General features: G+C 54.8%; 1 protein-coding gene. It reads left to right on the top strand.

Annotated elements, in window-relative coordinates:
* Window positions 1-263 precede the first annotated feature (263 nt).
* Complete coding sequence (locus EG028_RS17620) at window positions 264-23,909, top strand: Calx-beta domain-containing protein (RefSeq protein ID WP_185096823.1); 23,646 nt, start codon at window positions 264-266, stop codon at window positions 23,907-23,909.
* Window positions 23,910-23,940 lie beyond the last annotated feature (31 nt).

The following is a 23,940-nucleotide window of genomic DNA, read 5'->3' as shown; positions in this document are numbered from 1 at the left end:
AACACTGCTACTATTACCTTCCATCACATTCCTTTTGAAATATCGTGTACGTGAATTGTACAGGACTGTATGGTGTATTAGTTACTTTAAGTAATACCATATCTGAATATGCATAACTAAGGTTCTCCCGGAGAGCCTTTCCTGGCAGGCTGCAGAGAAGAGCAGGCCGGGCACCCCTTCTTTACTCAAAGCTCAGTATCATGTTCCGCTTGAATGCACCCAATCCGAATGCGAGATCTTTCAGCAAAAGCTGTAAACGTTTCATGCTTTTACTGTTTGGCATTTCGATGACCGCCACCGCGATGGCAGACACCTTTCCCGTAACCAACACCAACGATGCCGGCCCCGGCTCTTTCCGGCAGGCTATCCTGGATGCGAATGCCGCGGGGGCAGGGCCTCATTCCATCGTATTTAATGTACATGGGCAGATCACGCTAAGCAGTGGTTTTCCTGCCATTACGGCGAATACGCTGACCATCGACGGGCAAAACAAGATCACACTGTTTTGTACCGGGAGCAACATTGCTGTCAATCCATTTGCGATCGATGCGGACAATACAACGGTCCGGAACTTTACGATACAGAATAACGGGGGCATCAATGTCGACATCTTTCCCAACCGGACCGGGATCACCATTGAGAACATCCGGTCGTTCAGTACCGTGGGCAACTTCCTGAATTCATTCATGCGGATGCGGGGGGCAACCACCGACCTGACGATAAAAAATATCTATTCAACGGATGTGGAGCCTACCGGCCCCAGTCCTCATATCGGGCGGGCTTTTTATTTTGAGGCGGGGATGCATACGAACCTGGTGATGGATAATATCCAGTTGAGCACCGCGGGAAATGCCCGCGGAGAGGAAGCTATCGTATTCCGCGATGCGTCGGTGAACGGGTGGACGCTGACGAACTCCAACATCAGCGGTTTCAGGAACGCTATTGTGCTGGACAATACTGCGGGCGCGGTGGAAACAGCCAACAACATCATGTTCCGTAATGTGACGATCGACTCACTTTACGGCGGCCTGTCTTTGGGTTTTTACAGCGATTTCGTGAACACCAATATAGAGCTGAACAGGTTTACAGTGGACATGTATGCCGTAGCCGGGCCTGACGGCGGGGATTATCCTATCCGCTTCGATAATACTACGAATGCTGTTACCCTCGATACGGTAAATATAAACGAGAACGACATTCACAACATCTGGTTCAACGGTGCAGCCACCAATATCACGATGAACCAGATGACGATGGGGAACGATAAGCCCGGGCTTCACCCGGGTTCCACCCATATCAGGTTCGAAACCACGGTAAACGGCTTTACCATCCGCAATTCTGTGTTGGACGGCGAGAAGATCGCCAATACGGATAAGACGGATTACGGGATATATTTTATCGGCGCTGCATCCAACGTCACTATCGACAACGTTTCTTTTAATCAATTTGAAAGCGACGGGATACTCGCAACCGGCGCGGCGACCAACTTCCAGCTGACCAATTCAAAGTTCACCAATAATAATGATGGAATTGAATTTGGTGGCAACTTCGCACGAAGCAATGTAGACATTATTAATTCTTCTTTTAGGGACAGCAAACGTTCCGGCATTGTGCTCAACGGCGCCAATGCCGTTTCTGATTTCGACCTGACGGGCGATACGGTGATCAACAACGCGAACCATGGCATCTGGTTCTATGGCGGAGCAGGCGTAACAGACGCGCAGGTGACCGGTTGCGTCGTATATGACAATGGCGGCGCAGGTATTAATAATGATGCGCCCAACAAGGTGATCATCACCAATAACTCCATTTATAATAATACCGGTATTGGCATTTCAAACCCCGCGGGCAACTGTACGTATACCGCCGCCACCAACCGGACGCCGGTGCTGGTATCGTCCACACCGCAGGGAGGCGGGCAGTACCAGTTGCAGCTCACCATACCGAATATAACGGCAGGCGCGCAATACACGATAGACATTTATGCCAACGATCCCGCTACCAGTAAAAAGAGCGGGCAATATTATGTTACGACCTTAACAGGCGTAACCGCAGGGACTTCCACGCATACCATTCCTTACAATGCCGGCCCGGGCGCAACAGGCCTGGGCTTCTGGACAGCTACTCTCCGCATACCCGCCAATAACTGCGGTACTTCGGAATTTGGCAACAGCATACCCATGACCTTTTCCGGCCCTGCCTGCGTGAACAGCGGCATTCTGGCATGGTACCGTGCGGACCAGGCGGTGAACGGCGTGAACTGGGGTGATATTTCCGGCAATGCCAATCATATGACCGTAGTGGGCGACCCGGATGGCACCACGAACCTGGTTAACTTCAATCCCGCTGTTTATTATGACGGCAACGACGCTCATCGCGTGCCCGCGGCAGCCGGCGTTACCGGCGCTTATACCCTGATGGGTATGGCTGAGCTGGAAGGGACACAGACCGGCCGTGTGTTCACCAGCTCTACCGGCAACAAGCTGTTCGGCTGGCATGCTAACATGGAGAACCAGCTGTTCGCAGAAGCCTGGCTGAATACAGGCGTGGCCATTAGTACCAAAGGCAGGATGTATTCTTTCCAGCGGGCCGCTACCGGCGCATATGAATTCAGGGGCAATGGCGCGGTGGTGAAAGCCGCCGCCGCTTCCGACGCAGGCGTATGGACGATGGATATAGGCGGTGCATTTAACAATGAGTTTTCAAAAGTGATGGTGCCGGAAGTATTCGTCTATAACCGCGACCTGCTGCCGGCGGAAGTACAACGCATAGAATCCTATATGGCGCTGAAATATGGCATTACGATCAATAACGGCGCCTCCGATTATATTACGAGCGACGGCACCGTGCAGGTATACACCGCCGCCGGCAACACGGGTTACGGCAGGCGTATCACCGGCATTGGCCGCGATGAATGCACTATGCTGAACCAGAAACAGTCGCTGAGCCAGGACACCGGTATTGTGACGATCGCGCTGGGCAATGCCATTGTGGCGTCTAACGCCGCGAATGCCAATACTTTCACGAACGACAAAGCCTTCCTGGTGTTCAGCGACAACGGCGGAACGCCTAATTATTTCACGGCGGTGACCGGCGTGAATGTAACGCGCCGCATGGGCCGTGTTTGGAAAGTGCAGAAAACCGCGGCCTGGAATAATACCCAGCAGGTAACCCTGAAACTGGATGGCGGATCGCAGGATAAGTACGTGCTCATCAGCACAGCTGCTGATTTCGGTACGATCACCCGGGAGCTGAAACTGAGCGGCAACGGGACGGTTACGCTTTCCAGCGCCGACCTGGCCGACGGCGTTTTCTTTACCTTCGGCAAGCAGCAGCGTTTCCCCGGCGGCGTATCTGCCGATTTGCAGTCATGGGTGAAAGCCGATGCGGGTGTGACGGCCATTGACGGCAGTGTCAGCAAATGGGAGGATCAGGCAGTGCAAAGGGAATGGCCCAAAGCCACTCCTGCGAGTATTATTGCCTGGCAGGCAAATTCCATTAACTATAACCCGACCCTTAATTTCGCGGGCAACAATTATTTTACGATCCCGAGCATTACAGCTTCGTATGCTGCGGGCGAGGTTTTCTCCGTGCAGTTCTCCAACCTGGCGGCTAATTCCGTCACCCCCAGCTTCCCGTTTGAATTCGGTGGTGATCCTGCCAATCTTACAGAACAGTTCTATCACTACAGTAACGGCTCGCACTATACGCACTTTGGTACAAACGCGCGGCCGGGCTTCCCCCTGGGCGCAATCAATATGCAGCGGGCGCATATATTAAATAACTGGAGCGCAACGGGCAACTGGGCGCTGAACTTCGACGGCAGAAATGTAGGCAGCAGCACTACTTTCCCTGTTACTTTCAGCAGGGGGGCTGGTATCAACTCAGCCATCGGGGCTGGGCACAACTCGGTATTCCAGGGCCGCATTTCCGAAGTGATCTTGTACAACAGGCGCCTGACTGATGACGAGCGTATTCGGGTGAACAGTTACCTGTCCCTGAAATATGCGCTGACCTTGCGGGACGCCGCAGGCGCCGCAACGGACTACATCGCCAGCAACGGCACCACCCGTATGTGGACCGCTACCAAGAGTGTCGGTTACGGCCAGCGCATCACCGGCATCGGCAGGGACGATAACGGTACTTTGCTCCAGAAGCAAAGCCGCTCCCAGCTTGATGGCGCTAATGTAAGCATTGCCGCAGGTTTGGGTTTCGCTCCTTCCAACAAAGAGAATCCTGCCAATATTGATAACGATCTTTCTTTCTTTACTTTCAGCGATAACGGGGGAGCAGACGCTTATACCACCGCTGTCAACGGCCTGGGCAAGATCACCCTACATACGGCGCGTATCTTTAAAATAGACCGTACCAACTGGGCGAAGAGCAATATCAGGCTGGCGCTGATGGGAGCGGATAACACGAAGTACCTGCTGGTGAGCAGTGATGCGACATTCGGTGCGGGTGACAATGTTTACCAGCTCGATGAAAGTGGCCTGGTGAACGTGGATAGCGACCTGCTGCCGGACGGCGCTTACTTTACTTTCGCCACCGCACAGGCGGCACCCGCTGGTGTTGCAGCCGGTTTGGAAGTATGGCTTCGCGCGGATGCCGGCATCACTGGCGGCAACAACGTTTCAAGCTGGAAAGAAATGAGTCCGTCCGGTCGTGTGTGGCCTAAAGGCTTTGCAGTTGTGTCAGAATGGAAACCGGCGTCTTTCAACTTCAATCCTGGCATAAACTTCCCCGGCAATAACTATTTCACACAGCCGCAGTTTGCAAATGTCATGACGGCGGGTGAAATATTCTCTGTACAGCTCTCTAACCTGGATAACGGCGTAACTACCCCGAACTATCCTTTTGAGTTTGGCGGCACTTATGCCAGCAGCCAGTCATCATATACATGGAGCCCCAATATTCACATTACATATTTCGGTTCCGCCACTGCGCGGCGCACCTTTACTTACCCTGCCGGGGTTAATGTGCGCAACCCGCATATGTTGAATATCTGGAGCGCCACCAACGACTGGGCGGCTGGTATTGATGGCAAGGTACTTGCAACGGCAAATGTTAATGCAGTGAGCTTTGCGTCGGTGCCGCTCACCAATTATATAGGAGCCGGCCACAATGCCGTTTTCAACGGGGCTATTCCCGAGGTGGTCATGTACTCCCGCAAGCTGAGCGCTGTGGAACGCCAGCAGGTACAATCCTACATAGCGCTCAGGTATGGCCTTACACTGGGCATCGATGTGCCCATGGACTACCTGGCCAGCGATGGCACCACTACCATGTGGCAGGCCGCTGAAGGCGGCGCCTACTCCCGCCGCGTCACCGGTATCGGCCGCGACGACAGGGGCATGCTGTATCAGAAGCAGTCCCTGAACTCGGAAACTGGTATCGTTACGATCGCTACCGGTCCTGCTGTTGCGGTATCCAATGCGGTGAATGCCACAGAGATCACCAATGATCTTTCTTTCCTCAGCTTCGGCGACGACAACGGTGCCCTCACTTACCTGACCCCGGTAACCGGTGTCAATACCATCAATCACCGGATGGCGCGCATTTTCAAAGCGCAGAAAACCAACTGGGCGGACCAGGATATTACCATCAAACTTGCCGGCGGTAATGCGCAAACCTACCTGCTGGTAAGTGCGGATGCGACCTTCGGAACAGGAGATGCGGCTTATGTAATGGATGAGGACGGCGCTGTTGCTATCAACAGCAACCTGTTGCCGGACAACGGTTACTTCACTTTCGCCAGGATGATCAAAGGGCCGAACGGCGTGAAAGACGGTATTACATTCTGGCTGCGCGCGGACGATGGAATGTCCAGCGGCAGCAAGTGGAGCGACTTCAGCAACTTTGGCAACGATGCCGCACAGGGCGTTGTAGCCGGTCAGCCCATCACCGATGCCCGCGGAATGAACTTCAATTACAGCCTCGTGTTCGACGGTACGGACGACTTCCTGGATATTACAACAACCCGCATCGATCCGTCTACCTCTACTATCTTCGCCGTTGCCAGCAGCTCAGCCTACGATGCCATCAGGGAGATCATCGGCTCCGGTGCGGTGGGTGGTGCCCAGGGAATGGAATTCCGGGCTACTAATGCCGCCAGATTGAATTTCCTGGAAAATTCAGCTGCAGTTGCCGGAGTAAACGGCCTGAACACTTTGCTGCCTAGTAAACCATATATATTCAGCGTTACCCAGACAAATGCTACCAACGGTGTCCGCATCTTTGAAAATCATGCACTTGATAACCAGGGTACTGTTAATTTAACACCCACTACCGCCAATCTTATTTCCATAGGTTCCCGCACTACAGCCGCCCGTGGGCTTTACTGGATGGGCAGCATGGGAGAGGTGATCGCATACGACCGCGTGCTTTCCGATGTGGAACGCCAGTCGGTAGATTCATACCTGGGGCTGAAATACGGCATCACGCTGAACAGCGGCGCCACCAATTACCTTGCCGCGGATGGCACTGTGTACTGGACAGCCGACGCAACTTACAAGTCCCGCATCACTGGCATCGGCAGGGATGATGCGACTAACCTGAACACTAAACAATCCCTCAGCGTAGACGATGGTTTTGTGACCATCTCCCTGGGCAACAATATTGCCATTACCAACGAGCAGAACACCAATGTCATCGCCAACGATGAATCCTTCTTTGTATTTGCAGACAACGGCCTGTCCGCCGCATCATACACCGACGTTGTGAGCGGCAGCAGCGTAACCCGCCGCCTGCCGCGCATCTGGAAGGTGGATAAGACCAACTGGGCGGATCAACTGATCACCCTGAAAGCAAATGCAACCGGCACGGACGTGCACCTCCTGATCAGCACCGATCCTACATTTGCTACCATCAACCAGGAACTGCCGCTGACCGCAGACAAGACCATCACCCTGAACACCAGCCTGATGCCGGATGGCATCTACTTTACCTTTGGCGCCCCCGCCAAATACCCGGGCGGTGTAACCAGCGCCACCATGGTATGGTTCCGGGCTGACGCCGGTACATCCGCGACTGCAGACAATATGCCGATAAGCCAGTGGAACGACTACAGCCCCAACGGCAACGTCGTGTCCCAGGTAACGCCGGCCAGCCAGCCGCAGTATCTGGACAATGCGGCCAGCAACCTGAACTTTAACCCCGTGGTGAGATTCAATGGCGGTACTCATGGTTTAACAGGTCCTTCCCTGCTGAAAAACGGCAGCTATAACGGGGCTGCTGCTTTCTTTGCGACTAACCAGACGGCGGCGGGAGCGACGGTGATCTTCACCGAGCCTACGGCCACCGGTACCCAGTTTACGCTGCATGCTACCTGGTCGGATAACTTTGTGTACTGGGATGCTCCCTACATCAGCAACCGCCTTTCGTATAACGCAGGAGTTGTCAATAACCAAACCATCCTCTGGACAACCACCAGCGACGTTACACTTCCGGCAAACAAGCAGGCTATTTACAAGAACGGCTTAAGCGTACTTACGGGTAATAACATCAGTACTTTTAGCGGAAGTAACAGTGCTTTCCAGCTTGGCCGGAACACGAACTCCTACAATGGCCGGATGGGCGACCTGATCGTGTATGCCAATGCGCTGACACTGCCCGAGCAGCAACGTATCAATACATATCTCGCCATCAAATACGGTATTACGCTGAATAACGGCGCGACGGATTACCTGGCCACCGACGGTACCACCAAAGTGTGGGACGCGGCAGCCAATACAACTTACAAGAACAACATCGCAGGTATAGGCCGTGATGACGCGGAAGACCTTTTACAGAAACAGAGCCGCAGCATAAATGCCGGCATGCAGCTGGCTATCGGCCTGGGCGGCCTCGCAGAGACTAACCTCGCCAACACGAACGGCTTTACAGCAGATAAAAATTATTTGACATGGGGCGACGATGCCGCCAGCACGCTGTTCAAAACAGCGATCACCGGCAATCCCGCTGTGAATTACCGCATGGCGCGCATCTGGAAAGTGCAGGAAACGGGCGCCGTAGGCAACGTACAGGTTGCAGTGCCTTATGATGCATTGCCCAACGCCGCCGGAACTTACCTGGTATTGAGCAGTGATGCTACCCTGGATGGAACAGACCAGTTCATCCCCGTAAGCGAGATCACGCTGAATGGTGTGAAACATTTTGCAGCCAGTGTGGATGTAACCAACGGGCAGTACTTTAGTTTCGCTTCCTCTATCAAAGCGCCGGGCGGCATAGTAGGAACCAGCCTGTGGCTGCGCGCCGACGCCGGTACTTCCAGCGCCACAAACAACACAGCCATCAGCGGCTGGACGGATTACGCATCAGAGCTGAACAACGCCACGGCAACCGTGGCAGCCGACCAACCACTGTACCTGAACAACACTGTAAACAATACTAACTTTAACCCTGTAGTGAATTTTGACGGTGCGGATTTCATGAGCCTGGATATCACCAAGCTGCCGATAGGCACCACTGCCAGAACATTCTTCAGTACCGGCAGCTCAACCATCACCACCGGCGGCAATAAGTTTACCCTCGCATACGGCGCCGGATCTACCAACGTAGGTTCTGGTCTTGCGATTGTAGGCGGGAACGGAACAGCTAATTTTGTGGGATGGGCCAATGACGTGACAAGTCCTGCCGGTAACTGGCAACCAGGTGTGTTCAATGAAATGGTGGGCGTATGGGCAGGTAATGGCGGTAATGCCACCCTTTACAGCAAGATGAAAGTGTTAGGCGGGCCGGTGGCCAAGGCATGGAATACAGGCAACGTTGCCGCCGGTATAGGCGCCTGGCCATGGGATCGTACCCAGGCCTGGAACGGTACGATGGGGGATATTATCGTATATCCCACTGCGTTAACAGCCCCTGAACTGCAGCGTGTATCCACTTACCTGGCCATCAAGTATGGCTATACGATGGACCAGACCGTAGCTACGGATTACCTGGCAACAGACGGCACAACCAAAGTATGGGATGCCACAGCTAACGTTACGTATAAAAACAACATCACCGGCATCGGCCGCGACGATGTGGAAGGGCTTTCGCAGAAGCAGTCCCGAAGCATCAACACGGGCTTCCAGCCCATAGTGGGCCTCGGCGGCATTGCGGCAGGCAACCTGTCCAACGCCAACAACTTTACCGCTGATAAAACATATTTAGTATGGGGCGACGACGGTGCATCCACCGCCTTCGCTACCGGCCTTACCACCAAGCCCGGCGTTACCGCCCGCATGACCAGGATATGGAAAGTGCAGGAAACCGGCACGGTAGGTAATGTACAGATCGCTATTCCCGCATCTGTCGTTTCTTCCACCGTTTCTTCCCCGCAGCTGGTGGTGAGCAATGATGAAACCATTGATGGAAGCGACCAGTACAGCGCGCTTTCACGGACCACTATCGATGGTGTGGATTATTACGCTGTGACTGTTGACCTGAACAATGCCCAACACTTCACCTTTGCCGCACTGGTAACCGCACCGGGCGGCGTACTGGGCGATATATTATGGGTGAAGGCAGACATTGGTGTGCAGGCGGACGCCAGCAACAACGTAGAGCAATGGATCGACCAGAGCGGCAGCAATAATGTTGTTACCGAGCTGCGCGCATCCACGCTCGCGCATACCGATCCGATCACACCTACGGCTGCGATCACCCTGGTGCCGAACGCTATCAACTTCAACCCGTCCGTAGATTTCACCGGTGCAGTGAACAGGTCGCTGAAAGGTAATGCGCTGGCGGACTGGAATAGTACTCAGACCACTGTATTTGGCGTAAGCGTGGTAGAAGGAGCTATGGGGAATGCATCATCAGGCACAATGGGCGGCATATTCAGCGGATTGGCTGATTGGACTGCTAATGATGGTGGTGCAGCCGGTATGGGTCTTTATGCCAACGCTACTAATTATATTCTTGACGGAGCCGGTTGTACTCCCGCCTCTGCCGCCTTCCCAACAGGTGTGCCGTCGATAGGGCGTGGTATTTACACTGTACCTGGTAATGGCCTTAATTCCCAACTTGCCATTAACGGGAGAACAGTGGTGGCCGCCGGTACGAACTGTTTGGGTTATGCCACTACTTTCTTTGAAGTAGGCGGCCGCACCGCAGGCAGCGCTGTATACGATCCCCGCATCTTCAACGGAAAGATCCCTGAAGTGATCGTTTACCGGTCCGCTCTTACCCCGGATAACAGCATAAAGATTGAATCTTATCTCGGCATCAAATACGGCCTCACGCTGGATCAGACGGCGCCTACCAGCTACCTGGCTTCAGACGCTGTGCCTTTCTGGACGGCTGCCAATAACGGCGCTTACAAGATCAATATCTTCGGTATCGGCCGCGACGATGCTTCCGCACTGGTGCAGAAGCAATCCCGCAGCGTGAACGCGGGCAACATCCTCACCGTAGGCCTTCGCTCGATCGCTACTACCAATGCAGAGAATATCAATACTTTCACAGCAGACAAGAGCTTCGTCATGCTGGCCGGCAACAGCGCAGCTATGACCGTTTCCAGCACGGACCTGCCGGTGGGCAGCTGTATCGCTGAACGCCTCACGCAGGAATGGAAAGCGCAGCTCACCAATTACGATATCGCTTCACATCCCCTCAGCCTCCAGATCGATCTGAACGGCATCACCGTAGTGGGCGACGCGGCGGAAGACTTCAAGATCATGATCGACCAGGACGGCGATGGCAACTTCGCTACCGGGGCCGTTACTGAAGTACCTGCAACAGGCTTCAGCGGCGGCATTGTCAGCTTCGACAACGTGACCGCGCTGACCAACGGCGCGGTGTTCACCCTCATTACCCATCATCCCGAACGCACCGCCAACCTGGTGCCGGATGCGACAGTAAGAACAGTGGCAGCCACCTGTATCGAAGACGGCACACTTTATTTCATCGATCCTTCCGATCCCAATAAATACATCGCATCCATCGCCCTTAACGGCAACACCATGGACGTGTCCCAGCTTTCCGCTTTGATAGACGTGAACAGGAATACGGCTACCGAACTGGGCCAGAACGTGGGTGCCGATTATGGCACACAGCTGATGCGCAGGTTGGTAAATATTACATACACCGGCGCGGATCTTACCCTGAACGGTGGAATAACGCTTCGCCTGTTCTGGGATCCTGCTGAAAGGAACCATGCGGAAACAGCACTGGGCACTACGCGCGGCGTAACGGGTGTTCAAAGATGGACATGGTTCAAGCATACCGGTGATATTACCGGCACCCTGGCCGATCTGGCTCCACAAGGACTGGCAAACATCACCGAACTGATCCCCGCGGCCACCGGCCAGCAGGACGGCGTTGAATACGTAGAGTTCAACAACATTCAGAACTTCTCCACCTTCGGCGCCCTGACGGCTGTAAATTCGGTGCTGGCGATCCAGAAAGTGCAGGATGGAACGGAAGGGACACAGAATGGTTCTTTCAGCATCAGCCTGCCCGCCGGCGTTACAGCCACGGAGGATATCACAGTGAACTACACCGTAACAGGAACTGCTATTAACGGAACCGACTATACGAGCCTGACCGGCACTGTAACTTTCCCCAGTGGCAGCAACAGCATTACGCTGCCTGTGACAGTGGACGATGACAACATAATAGAAATAACAGAAGATGTAACCGTTACCCTGGTCGGGGCTACCGGTGTGACCACTGCCAGCCCTTATAATATCAGCAGCACAGCGGCCAGCGCCGCCGCAACTATCGCGGACAACGACGCGAACGACCCTGCAAAAACAGTGGTGGGTGTAACCAACGGCGGCAACGCAACAGAACCCGCGACTAACGGGGCATTTACTATCAGTCTGCCTGCGGGCGTGACTTCTTCCGAAGCCATTACCGTGAATTATACGGTTGCCGGCACGGCTACACCCGGTGCGGATTATACTGCGCTGACAGCCAGCGTGGTGATACCGGCCGGAGACAACAGCGTATCGGTACCGGTCGTTGTGGGCAATGACCAGCTGATGGAAAACGTAGAGACCGTGATCCTGACGATAACGGGCGGTTCTTCAACCAACTTCACACTTACCCCCAGCACTACCGCGGGTAATGCCACTGTGAATATCAATGATGACGAGAGCGAGCCTGCCAACCGTGTGCTGAGCGTAATCAATACTGGCAATGCGGTGGAAGGAAACCCGACCGGTACCAACGGGAGCTTCAGCATCAATCTGCCTGCGGGCATCATCCCTACTGAAGACATTACGGTGAACTATACTATTGGCGGTACAGCCACCGGTACGGATTATACCGCAATCACCGGTACGATAGTAATACCGGCCGGCCAAAATGGCGTTACGGTACCTGTAACCGTTACCAACGATTTCTTGATCGAGAATACTGAAACGGTAATGCTGACTGTCAACAGTGGAACCAGCGGCAGCTTCAACTTTACTGCTTCTGCAACAGCGAAAACCGCTACTGTAGATATTGCGGACGATGACAACACACCGGCTAACCGGACGTTAAGCGCCGTATTCGTACGGGACGCGACTGAAGGAGGCGCTGGCGCCGCCGGATCTTTCAGAATTAATTTCCAGCTTCCAACGGGAATCAGGGTTGACGAAAGCGTCACGGTAAATTATACGATAGGCGGTACAGCAGTGAATGGCACCGATTACCGGAATTTAACAGTCCCGGTTCCACTCAGTGGGACAGTCACTTTCACAGGAACAGGAGGTGGCGGCGCTGTGCCCGGGCTGGCAATAGACGACCAGATCATAGAAGGCACAGAAACCGTAGTGATCACCATCACCACTGCTTATTCGCCCAGCTTTACCTTTACCGCAGACCCGGCTGCAAGTAGTGCCACGGCGAACATCTTCGACAATGACAACACAGCGGCCAACAGGACGCTCAGCATTACTAAAGCAGGCGACGCGGCCGAACCGACAACAAACAATCTTTTCAATATTAACCTGCCCGCCGGTGTAACAGCTACCGAAGCCATTACGGTGAATTATACGATCGCCGGCACCGCCATTGCGGGCACGGATTACGCCGCCCTTGGCACAGTTACCATTCCTGCCGGTGTAAACGGCGCCACCCTGCCTGTAAATGTTGTGGATGACGCCATCATCGAACAGACAGAGACGGTAGCGATAACCCTTACCGGCGGCACTTCTACCAGCTTCGCCTTCACTGCCAGCACTACAGCGGGCACGGCAACGATGGATATCACCGATAACGACGATACCCCCGCTAACCGCGTGCTGAGCATTGTAAAAACCGCCGATGCGGTCGAACCTACTACGAACGGCGGTTTCAGGGTGAGCCTGCCGACAGGCATACTGGCCTCCGAAGACATCACTGTAAATTATACCATCGGTGGTACAGCTACTGCGGGAGCAGATTATACAGTCCTGGGCGGAACGGTCACCATTCCTGCCGGCTCCAATGCGGCAAGCATACCTGTGAACGTGATCAATGAAACCCTCATTGAGAATACAGAATCCGTGGTTGCCACGATCTCCGGCGGCACTTCATTCAGCTTCAACTTCACTGCAAGCACCACCAATAATGTTGCCACGGTGAATATCGCGGACGATGACAATACGCCAGCCAACATGGTACTGGGCATTACAAAAGAAACAGATGCGGCAGAACCGAATGTGGACGGCAGCTTTAAGGTCAGCTTACCTGGCGGCCTGATACCTTCTGCGGATATCACCGTGAGCTATACCGTTGCAGGCACCGCCACAAGCGGCGATGACTATGTGGCCCTTTCCGGTACCGCTACGATTCCCGCCGGGCAGAGCAGTGCAACGATACCGCTGGAGGTTACAGATGAACTGGTGATAGAGAATACGGAAACCGTAACACTGACACTGACAGGCGGAACCTCTCCTGGTTTTGCTTATACCGTCAGCAGCAGCAACGGCAGCGCTACGGCCAATATTGCAGACAACGATAACAATACAACGAACAACGTGCTGAGCGTGGTGAAAACCACCGACGCGGCAGAACCAGGCACCAACGGCTTGTTCACCATCAGCCTGCCCGCTAATGTGACCTCCGTTGAACCGATCACGGTAACTTATACGGTGGCTGGCACAGCCGGTATCAACACGGACTATACGGCACTCAGCGGTTCAGTGATAATACCGGCCGGCGATAACAGTGTGACAGTGCCTGTGTCCGTACTGCCTGACCAGATCATTGAAAACATCGAAACAGTGATACTTACGCTCACTGGCGGCACCAGTGCCAGCTTCAATTTTGCGGCATCTGCGACCAATAAAACAGCTACCGTGGATATCACGGATGACGAAAATACTGCGACAAACCGTATGGTAAGTGTAGTAAAATCGAGCGACGGAGCTGAAGGCAGCAGCTCCTTCTTTGGGTTCCGTTTACGCCTGCCCGCAGGGATCACCAGTTCCGAGAACATAACAGTCAACTATACGGTAACCGGTACCGCGGTAAAGGGCGCCGACTATAATGGCCTAAGCACAGCACACTTCAGTGGTACGGCAACGATAGTGGCGGGGACAATTTCAGCCATAACCGGTACCGTGGTAGACGACCAGATCATTGAGGGTACCGAGACAGTGGTAATTACGCTCAACAGCGTCAGCTCGCCCAGCTTTGCCTTCACCATTGACCCTGCTGCAGGCAACGCTACAGCAAACATTACCGATAACGACAACACAACGGCCAACAGAACGCTCAGCGTTACCAAAGCCGGCGATGCGGCCGAACCATCAACAAACAATGTATTCAATATCAACCTGCCGGCCGGCATAACGGCAACCGAGGACATTACCGTTAATTACACCATTGGCGGTACGGCCACCGCGGGCGCCGATTATGTGGCCCTGGGCGGTACGGCTACCATCGCGGCAGGCCAGAACGGCGTGAGCGTACCGGTAACGGTAAGCGACGATCAGCTGATCGAAAATACCGAGACCGTAATACTGACCATCACCAATGGCTCGTCTACCAGCTTCGCCTTTACAGCGGGAGCGGCGAACGTGGCCACTATGGACATTGCCGATAACGAGAATACAGCGGCCAACCGCATCCTGAGTGTAACGAAAGGAGCGGATGGCTCAGAACCGTCTACCAACGGCAGCTTCACGATCAGCCTGCCCACCGGCATCCTGACATCGGAAGCCATCACGGTGAACTATACGATCGGTGGTACAGCTACCGCCGGCAGCGATTATGTGACCCTGGGCGGTACGGCTACCATTGCCGCCGGCCAGAACAGCGTAAGCGTACCGGTAACAGTTAGCAACGACCAGCTGATAGAAAATACAGAAACCGTTATACTGACCTTAACCAACGGCAGCTCCACCAGCTTCGCCTTCACCGCCAGCACTACGGCAGGCAATGCCCTGGTGAACATTGCGGATGAAGACGCCACACCGTCCAACCTCCTGCTGAGCGTGGCGAAAACAGCGGATGCCGCTGAACCTTCCACCAATGGCAGCTTCACCATCAGCCTGCCCACAGGCGTACTGGCGTCCGAAGCGATCACCGTCAATTATTCGACGGGCGGTACAGCCATAGGTGGCACTGATTACGGCTTGCTGAACGGCACAGCTATTATTCCTGTCGGCCAGAACGGCGTGACCATACCGGTAACGGTTATTAACGACCAGCTGATCGAAAACACGGAAACGGTGACAGTTACAGTGACCAGCGGCTCGTCAGCCAGCTTCAGCTACCTGCCCAACACTGCGAACGCAACCGCATCAGCGGATATCGCCGATGATGAAAATACAGCGGCCAACCGCGTGATTAGTGCGGCAGCAACCGGCGACGGAGAAGAACCAGGCACTAACGGCAGCTTCAGTCTCAGCCTGCCCACCGGCATCCTGACCTCAGAAGCCATCACCGTGAACTATACCATTAGCGGTACAGCCACCAGCGGCGCAGATTACGTAGCCCTGAGCGGAACGGCCCTCATACCGGCCGGCCAGAATGCAGTGAGCGTAACAGTGCCGGTAAGCGACGATCAGCTGATCGAAATTGACGAGACCGTAATACTGACGGTGACCAACGGCAGCTCCACGAGCTTCGCCTTCACGGCAAGCACCACGAATGCAGCCGCAACCGTCAACATTACCGATAATGATAACACAGCGGCGAACCGTACACTGAGCGTAACGAAAACAACGGACGGTGAAGAGCCGTCTGTCAATGGCGCCTTCAGCATCAGTCTGCCCTCCGGCATCCTGACATCAGAAGCCGTTACGGTGAATTACACGGTTGCAGGTACAGCTACAGTCGGCAGCGACTATACAACACTGAGCGGCACGGCCATCATACCGGCCGGTCAGAACAGCGTAAGCGTACCGGTACCGGTGACTGACGACCAGCTGATAGAAGCTACCGAAAATGTGATACTGACGGCCACCGGCGGCAGCTCTGCCAGCTTCACCTTCACTGCTGGCACCAATGCAGCCGCAACTGTCAACATCACAGACAATGATAACAATGCAGCGAACCGCGTACTGAGTGTGACGAAAACAGCGGATGCAGCAGAACCTGGTACTAACGGCAGCTTCAGCATCAGCCTGCCCACCGGCATCCTGACATCGCAGGCCATTACCGTGAACTATACGATCGGCGGTACAGCCACTGCGGGCAGTGACTATACAGCGCTGAGCGGAACGGCGACCATACCGGTTGGCCAGAATGCAGTAAACATACCTGTACCGGTGATGGACGACCAGCTGATAGAAGCCATAGAAACCGTGGTATTGACGGTGACCCACGGCAGCACGGACAGTTTTACGTTTGCAGCCAGCGCTACCAATGCCAGCGCCGCTGTAAATATTACGGACAATGACAACAGCGATGCGAACCGTGTGCTGAGCATCACTAAAACCCAGGACGGCACAGAGCCGGGCACTAACGGCGCCTTCAGCATCAGCCTGCCTGCGGGTATAAGAGCATCGGAGAACATCACGGTTACCTATACCATCGCGGGCTCAGCCACCGGCGGGGCCGACTATGCAGCGCTGAGCGGTACGGTTACCCTCCTTGCCGGCCAGAACGCGGTGGCATTGCCTGTAAATGTGCTGGGCGACCAGCTGCTTGAGAGCACAGAAGGCGTAGAAGCCACGCTTTTAGGCGGCACTTCAGCCAGCTTCGTATTCTCTCCGAGCACTACCAACGGCACCGCTACTGTAAACATAGCAGACGGAGGAAATACAGCGGCCAACCGTGTACTGAGCGTTACAAAAACCGGTGACGGCGCGGAACCTGGCACTAACGGCAGCTTCAGCATCAGCCTGCCCACCGGCATCCTGACCTCAGAAGCCATCACCGTGAACTACACCATTAGCGGTACAGCCACCAGCGGCACAGATTACGTAGCCCTGAGCGGAACGGCCATCATACCGGCCGGCCAGAATGCAGTGAGCGTAACAGTGCCAGTAAGCGACGACCAGCTGATCGAAAATACCGAGACCGTAATACTGACGGTGACCAACGGCAGCTCCACGAGCTTCGCCTTCACGGCAAGCACCACGAATGCAGCCGCAACCGTCAACATTACCGATAATGATAACACAGCGGCGAACCGCACGCTGATCGTAACGAAAACCGTGGATGGCGAAGAACCGGGCACTAACGGTTCCTTCAGCATCAGCCTGCCCACCGGCATCCTGACGGCTGAAGCCGTAACGGTGAACTATACGATTGCGGGCACTGCTACCGCCGGAAGCGACTACACAACACTGAGTGGCACGGCCATCATACCGGCTGGTCAGAACAGCGTAAGCGTACCGGTGACAGTGACCAACGACCAGCTGATCGAAAACACCGAGACCGTGATACTGACGGCCACCAACGGCAGCTCTGCGAGCTTCGCCTTCACGGCAAGCACCACCAATGCAGCCGCAACCGTCAACATCCTGGACGATGACAGCAATGCGGCGAACCGCACACTGATCGTAACCAAAACAACGGATGCATTTGAACCGTCTACCAACGGCGGCTTCAGCATCAGCCTGCCCGCAGGCGTTGTGCCCACAGAGGATATCACGGTTACCTATACAATAAGCGGCACAGCCACTGGCGGCAGCGATTATGCTGCGCTCACCGGCACCGCAGTGATACCGGCAGGCCAAACCAGTGTAAGCGTGCCTGTAACAGTGACTGACGATCAGACGATCGAAGGAACAGAAACAGTGATATTGACGCTGGGCAACGGCACTTCGTCCAGCTTCACTTATACACCTGGTACCACCGCTAACAGCGCAACCGTGGATATCACAGACGATGATGATACCGCGGCCAACCTGGAGCTTTCCATCAGCAACGCCGGCGATGCCGCGGAACCCGGCACCAACGGCGCCTTTATGGTAAGCCTGCCTACCGGCGTCATTTCAGCGAACCCGATTACGGTGACCTATTCGATAGGTGCAGGCACAGCCACGCCGGGCACGGATTATCAGGCCATTACCGGCACGGTGACCATCCCCGCCGGCCAAAACGGCGTAAGCTTGCCGGTATCGGTTATAGATAACCTGGTCATAGAACCTGATGAAACAGTGATGATGAACATCAGCGGAGGCAGCGATGCGAAGTTCACCTATACGGCAGCTTCCGGCACAGCATCAGCCATCGTGAACATTGCCGATAATGATTACACCGGCAACAGGAACGTGGTGCTCATCACCAAAGTATCCGACGCGATAGAAGGAGGTACCAACGGGCAGTACAGGATCTCCCTGCAGCCTGGTGTGACCGTTTCCGAGGATGTGGTAGTAAACTTCAGCCTCTCCGGCACAGCCACTGCGCCTGCGGATTATACGATGTTAGGGCTTTCGGCCGGCAACATTGTAATACCTGCGGGAGCCAATGAAGTGTATATCGACGTGGACGCCGGTAACGACGGCATCATTGAAGGGCCTGAAACAGTAATATTGACACTTACAAACGCTGCGTCTACCAGCTATCCATTCACCATCGACCCATCCGGCAGCAGCGCCACCGTGTCTATCATAGATGCCAATGCCGCCAGCAGCACACCAGTGCAGGTATTAACAGGCACCAATGCAGCAGAACCTGCAACCAACGGTACCTTTACAGTTAAACTGGCAGGCGTGGCCCTATCCGCACAGCCTATAACAGTTGGCTACAGGTTGTCGGGCACGGCGGTAACAGGTCTGGACTTCCAGTCGCTGGGCACGATCACGATCCCCGCCAATACCAACAGCATCACCGTAAACCTGAATGTGCTGGACGACCAGATCATCGAACCCACGGAAACGATGGTGTTCACCCTGCTGTCCGGCAGCTCGACAGACGGAGGCGGCAACGCATTTATCTACCCGCCTGATCCGGCTAATGGCGGCATCACGGTGAATATCGCGGATAACGACGCCACCGGCGCCAACCAGGTGCTGAAGGTGGTGAAAACAACCGATGCCGCAGAACCGGGCAGCAAAGGCAATTACACCGTAAGCCTGCCAACAGGTTATACATCCAGCACTAACATCACATTGTCTTATACAATGGCAGGCATTGCCATCCGCAATACTGATTATTCAGTGTTTACCATTACGCTGCCGGCTTACTCCAACAGTGTGACCATTCCGCTGAACGTTGTGGACGACAAGATCATAGAGAACACGGAAACGGCTATACTGAACCTCAGCGGCGGAACAGACGGCAACTCCTTCACGTATTCCGCCGATCCGGCCGCGAACGGGGCCGTGCTGAACATCGCAGACGATGACAATACAGCGGCCAATACTGTACTGCTGGTGACAAATACAGCCAATGCAGCAGAACCGGCCACCAATGGCTCATTCAGGATCAACCTGCCAGCGGGGGTATCCAGTTCTGAAGATATCACTGTCAGCTTCACGACAACAGGTACCGCCGCCAACGGCACAGACTATGTTGATCCTGGCACCACGGTGGTGATACCGGCCGGTCAGAACGGCGTAAGCGTACCGATAACTGTCATTGACGAACTGGTGATAGAGAACACTGAAACAGTGGTGCTGACCGCAACAGGTGGAAGCAGCGCCAGCTTCAGCTTCACCCCGGCAACCGGCAACGCGGCCGCCACCGTGAACCTTGCAGATAATGACAACACGACGGCGAACCTGGCGCTGAGCATCACCCAATCAGCGGATGGAGCAGAACCGTCCACCGCAGGCGGCTTCACCGTAAGCCTGCCAGCCGGTGTAACGGCGGCAGAACCGATAATGGTTACCTATACAGTTCAGGGCACAGCCACCAGCGGCGGCGACTATGTTACCCTGAGCGGCAGCGTTGTATTGCCTGCCGGAGACAATAGCGTTGCAATACCGGTTACCGTGAACAACGACCTGGTGATAGAAGGAACCGAAACAGTAGTGACAACGCTTACCGGCGGCACATCAGCCAGCTTCACGCTCGCCCCCGACGGCGCAGCCAATACAGCTACCGTAAACATCGCAGACGATGATAACATACCCGCAAACCAGGTGCTTACCGCCACTAAAACGGCGGACGGTGCAGAACCGGGCACAGGCGGAGCATTCAGCATCAACCTGCCTGCGAACATCACCGCAGCAGAGCCCATTACCGTGAACTATTCCATCAGCGGTACCGCCACTACCAACAGCGATTATGTTGCATTGAGCGGCACCGCTGTGATCCCTGTGGGACAAAACGCGGTAAGCGTAGCAGTGAATGTGCAGGATGACCAGGTGATCGAAAATGTGGAAACGGTGGTCATGACCCTTACAAACGGAGCATCTGCCGGCTTTACCTATACGGCTAACGCTGCGGCTGCAACCGTGAATATTACGGACAATGACAACACGCCGGCCAATACCACGCTGATAGCCGTAAGAACCATGGATGGCGCAGAGCCTGGCACTAACGGTCAATTCACTATCAACCTCCCTGCCGGGGTAACGGCGGCGGAAGATATCACGGTAAATTATACGACCGCAGGCACGGCAGGTAACGGCGCCGACTACACGGCCCTTGCCGGTACTGCCGTAATTCCAGCGGGAACAGGCGCTGTCAGCGTTCCGGTAGTAGTAATTGATGACCAGATCGTAGAAACCACCGAAACGGTTATCATCACACCAACAGGTGGGAATTCAACCAGTTTTACATTCACCGCAAATGGCAATGCTACCGTAGCCATCGCAGATAACGACAACACGCCTGTGAACATGACGCTGGATATTGTGAAAACTGCCGATGCCGCAGAACCGGCAACAGGCGGCGCATTCCGCATCAATCTCCCGGCGGGCATCCTGGTAGCTGAAGACGTGACTGTGAGCTACACCGTTTCAGGCACCGCTTCCGGGGATGACTATGTGCTGTTAAGCGGCACAGCAGTTATCCCTGCAGGCCAGCCCGGGGTGAACGTACCGGTTGCCGTTAAAGACGACCAGATCATCGAGATCACTGAAACAGTAATTGTGACAGTAACAGGCGGCGCTTCAGCGAACTTCACACTGACAGCGGGCAGCAACAATGGTACAGCTACCGTGGACATCCTGGATAATGAGAGTACCGTGCCTGCAAACATGGCGCTGACTGTCACGAAAGGAGCCGATGGAGCCGAACCGTCAACAAACGGCAGCTTCACTGTAGCCCTGCCTGCAAATATTGTTTCATCAGAAGAGATACTGGTGAACTATACCATAAACGGCACCGCAGGTCAGGGTGCTGACTATACTCCGCTGAGCGGATGGGTATTGATACCCGCCGGTCAGAATAGTGTCAGCATACCCGTAAATGTACTGGATGACAATATCCTGGAGAATACAGAAACCGTAATCGTAACACTCACACACGGCAGTTCTTCCAGCTTCGCATATACAGCCGGAGGCAACGCTACGGTAAACATCACGAACGATGACAACACACCGGCAAACATGACGCTCCGTATTACCAAGACAAGGGACGGTGCAGAACCAGGCACCGGCGGAGCCTTCAGTATCGGCCTGCCTGACGGCATCGCAACATCTGAAGACATCCAGGTAACATACACTATAGCCGGAAGTGCGGCTGCGGGTACTGACTACGAGGCGCTGAGCGGTACGGTGACCATACCGGCCGGCCAGAACAGCGTAAGTGTTCCCGTGAATGTAACAGATGACCAGGTGATTGAGCCGCTGGAAACGGTAATACTCACCCTCACCGGCGGAACCAGTACCAGCTTCAGCTTCCCGGGTACGGCCAGTGCCACGGTGAATATTGCAGACGATGAAGGCATACCGGCCAACCTCGTGCTGAATGTAGCCAACAGCGGCGATGCGGCAGAACCGGCCACGGACGGCAGCTTTATCATCAGCCTGCCGGGTGGCATCACTTCATCCGCGGACATTACTGTGAACTACACCGTCGGCGGCATTGCCACAGCAGGTACAGACTACAGCGCACTGAGTGGTTCCGTGATAATTCCTGCCGGTCAGAACAGCGTTGCGGTACCGGTGATAGTAACGGACGATCAACTGATAGAAGGGGATGAGACTGTCATCCTGACCATAACAGGTGGCACCACCACCGGCCTTACGCTCACACCGGGCATGAACGGCTCCGCGACCATGAATATTGCAGACGATGACATCGCCAACCTGAACCTGGTGGTGGCTGCCAGCACGCCTGCCGCTTCAGAGCCCGCCACATCGGGTGTATTCACCATCAGCCTGGAAAGCGGCAAGATACCCGTAGCTGATATTACCGTGAATTATACCATCGCCGGCACTGCTACGGGAGCTGATTACACAGCGCTCAACGGTACTGTTGTGATCCCCGCGGGCAGCAGCAGCGTCACCGTTCCAGTGAACGTTCAGGACGACGATCTCATAGAACCGGCTGAGACAGTTATTCTGACCCTCAGTGGTGGAGCATCATCCAGCATCACCTACACCGTAGGTACTGCGAATGCCGGCACCGTGACCATTTCGGATGATGACAATACAAACCTGGGCCTGGCGATAACCGCCAGTATACCTGATGCGACAGAGCCTACCGTAAACGGTGAGTTCACGATCAGCCTCGCAGGCGGCAAACGCACACAGGAAGCTATCACCATCCAATACATGATCGGCGGATCGGCTTCGCCGGATGCGGATTACAGGGCCATCAGCGGCACCATCACCATTCCCGCGGGCGCTGGCAGTGTAACCGTTCCTGTTACTGTCCAGGACGATGATGAAATAGAACAACCGGAAACCGTACAACTCATAATCACCGGCGGCCAATCCGCCAGCTACACCTATATACCAGGTGCCGTGGCCGATGCTACTGTAACCATCACGGATACGGACAGGCTGAGGGGAGACCTCGTGGTGACCAAAACTATCGTGTCACCAGCCACAGGCCCTTACCGCATGGGTCAGAACCTGACCTACCGCATCACGGTGAGGAACGCAGGCAACATAGCGGTTCCCGGCGTAAGAGCTGAAGACCGCCTGCCCGTGCAGCTGGATGTGCCCACGCATACTTCCGCTGAAAGAGGCCAGGTAACCGTAACGCCGGCCACCAAGCTGGTAGAATGGAACATCGGGGACCTGATGCCGGGAGCTACTGTTCAGATGACGCTTACTTCCCGTGTAGTAGAAGGTGGCCCGCTGGTGAACGAAGCATCCGCTTACAGCGCCACCATGCCTGATGCTGATTCTTCCAACAACATCGCATCGGCCAGCACGGCGATAGAAGGCTTCGATCTTTCATTCCCGAACGTGATCACGCCGAACGGCGATGGCAAGAACGAACGGCTGATCATCGGCGGGCTTGAAAAATACCCCGGCTCACGCATCCAGGTATTCAACCGCTGGGGCGGACAGGTATACCGGTCCAACGACTACCGCAACGACTGGAATGGTTCTGACCTGAATGAAAGCACTTATTACTATATCCTGGAAGTGAAAAGACCGGATGGCATTAAAACGTATAAAGGATGGGTGTTAATCGTACGGTAATGACAACAATATTCTCTGCTGATCTTAAAAA

Source organism: Chitinophaga barathri, assembly GCF_003807585.1.
In the GTDB taxonomy this organism is placed as follows: Bacteria; Bacteroidota; Bacteroidia; order Chitinophagales; family Chitinophagaceae; genus Chitinophaga; species Chitinophaga barathri.
Note: the sequence above shows the minus strand (reverse complement) of the source record. Positions and strands in the feature narration are given on the sequence as shown.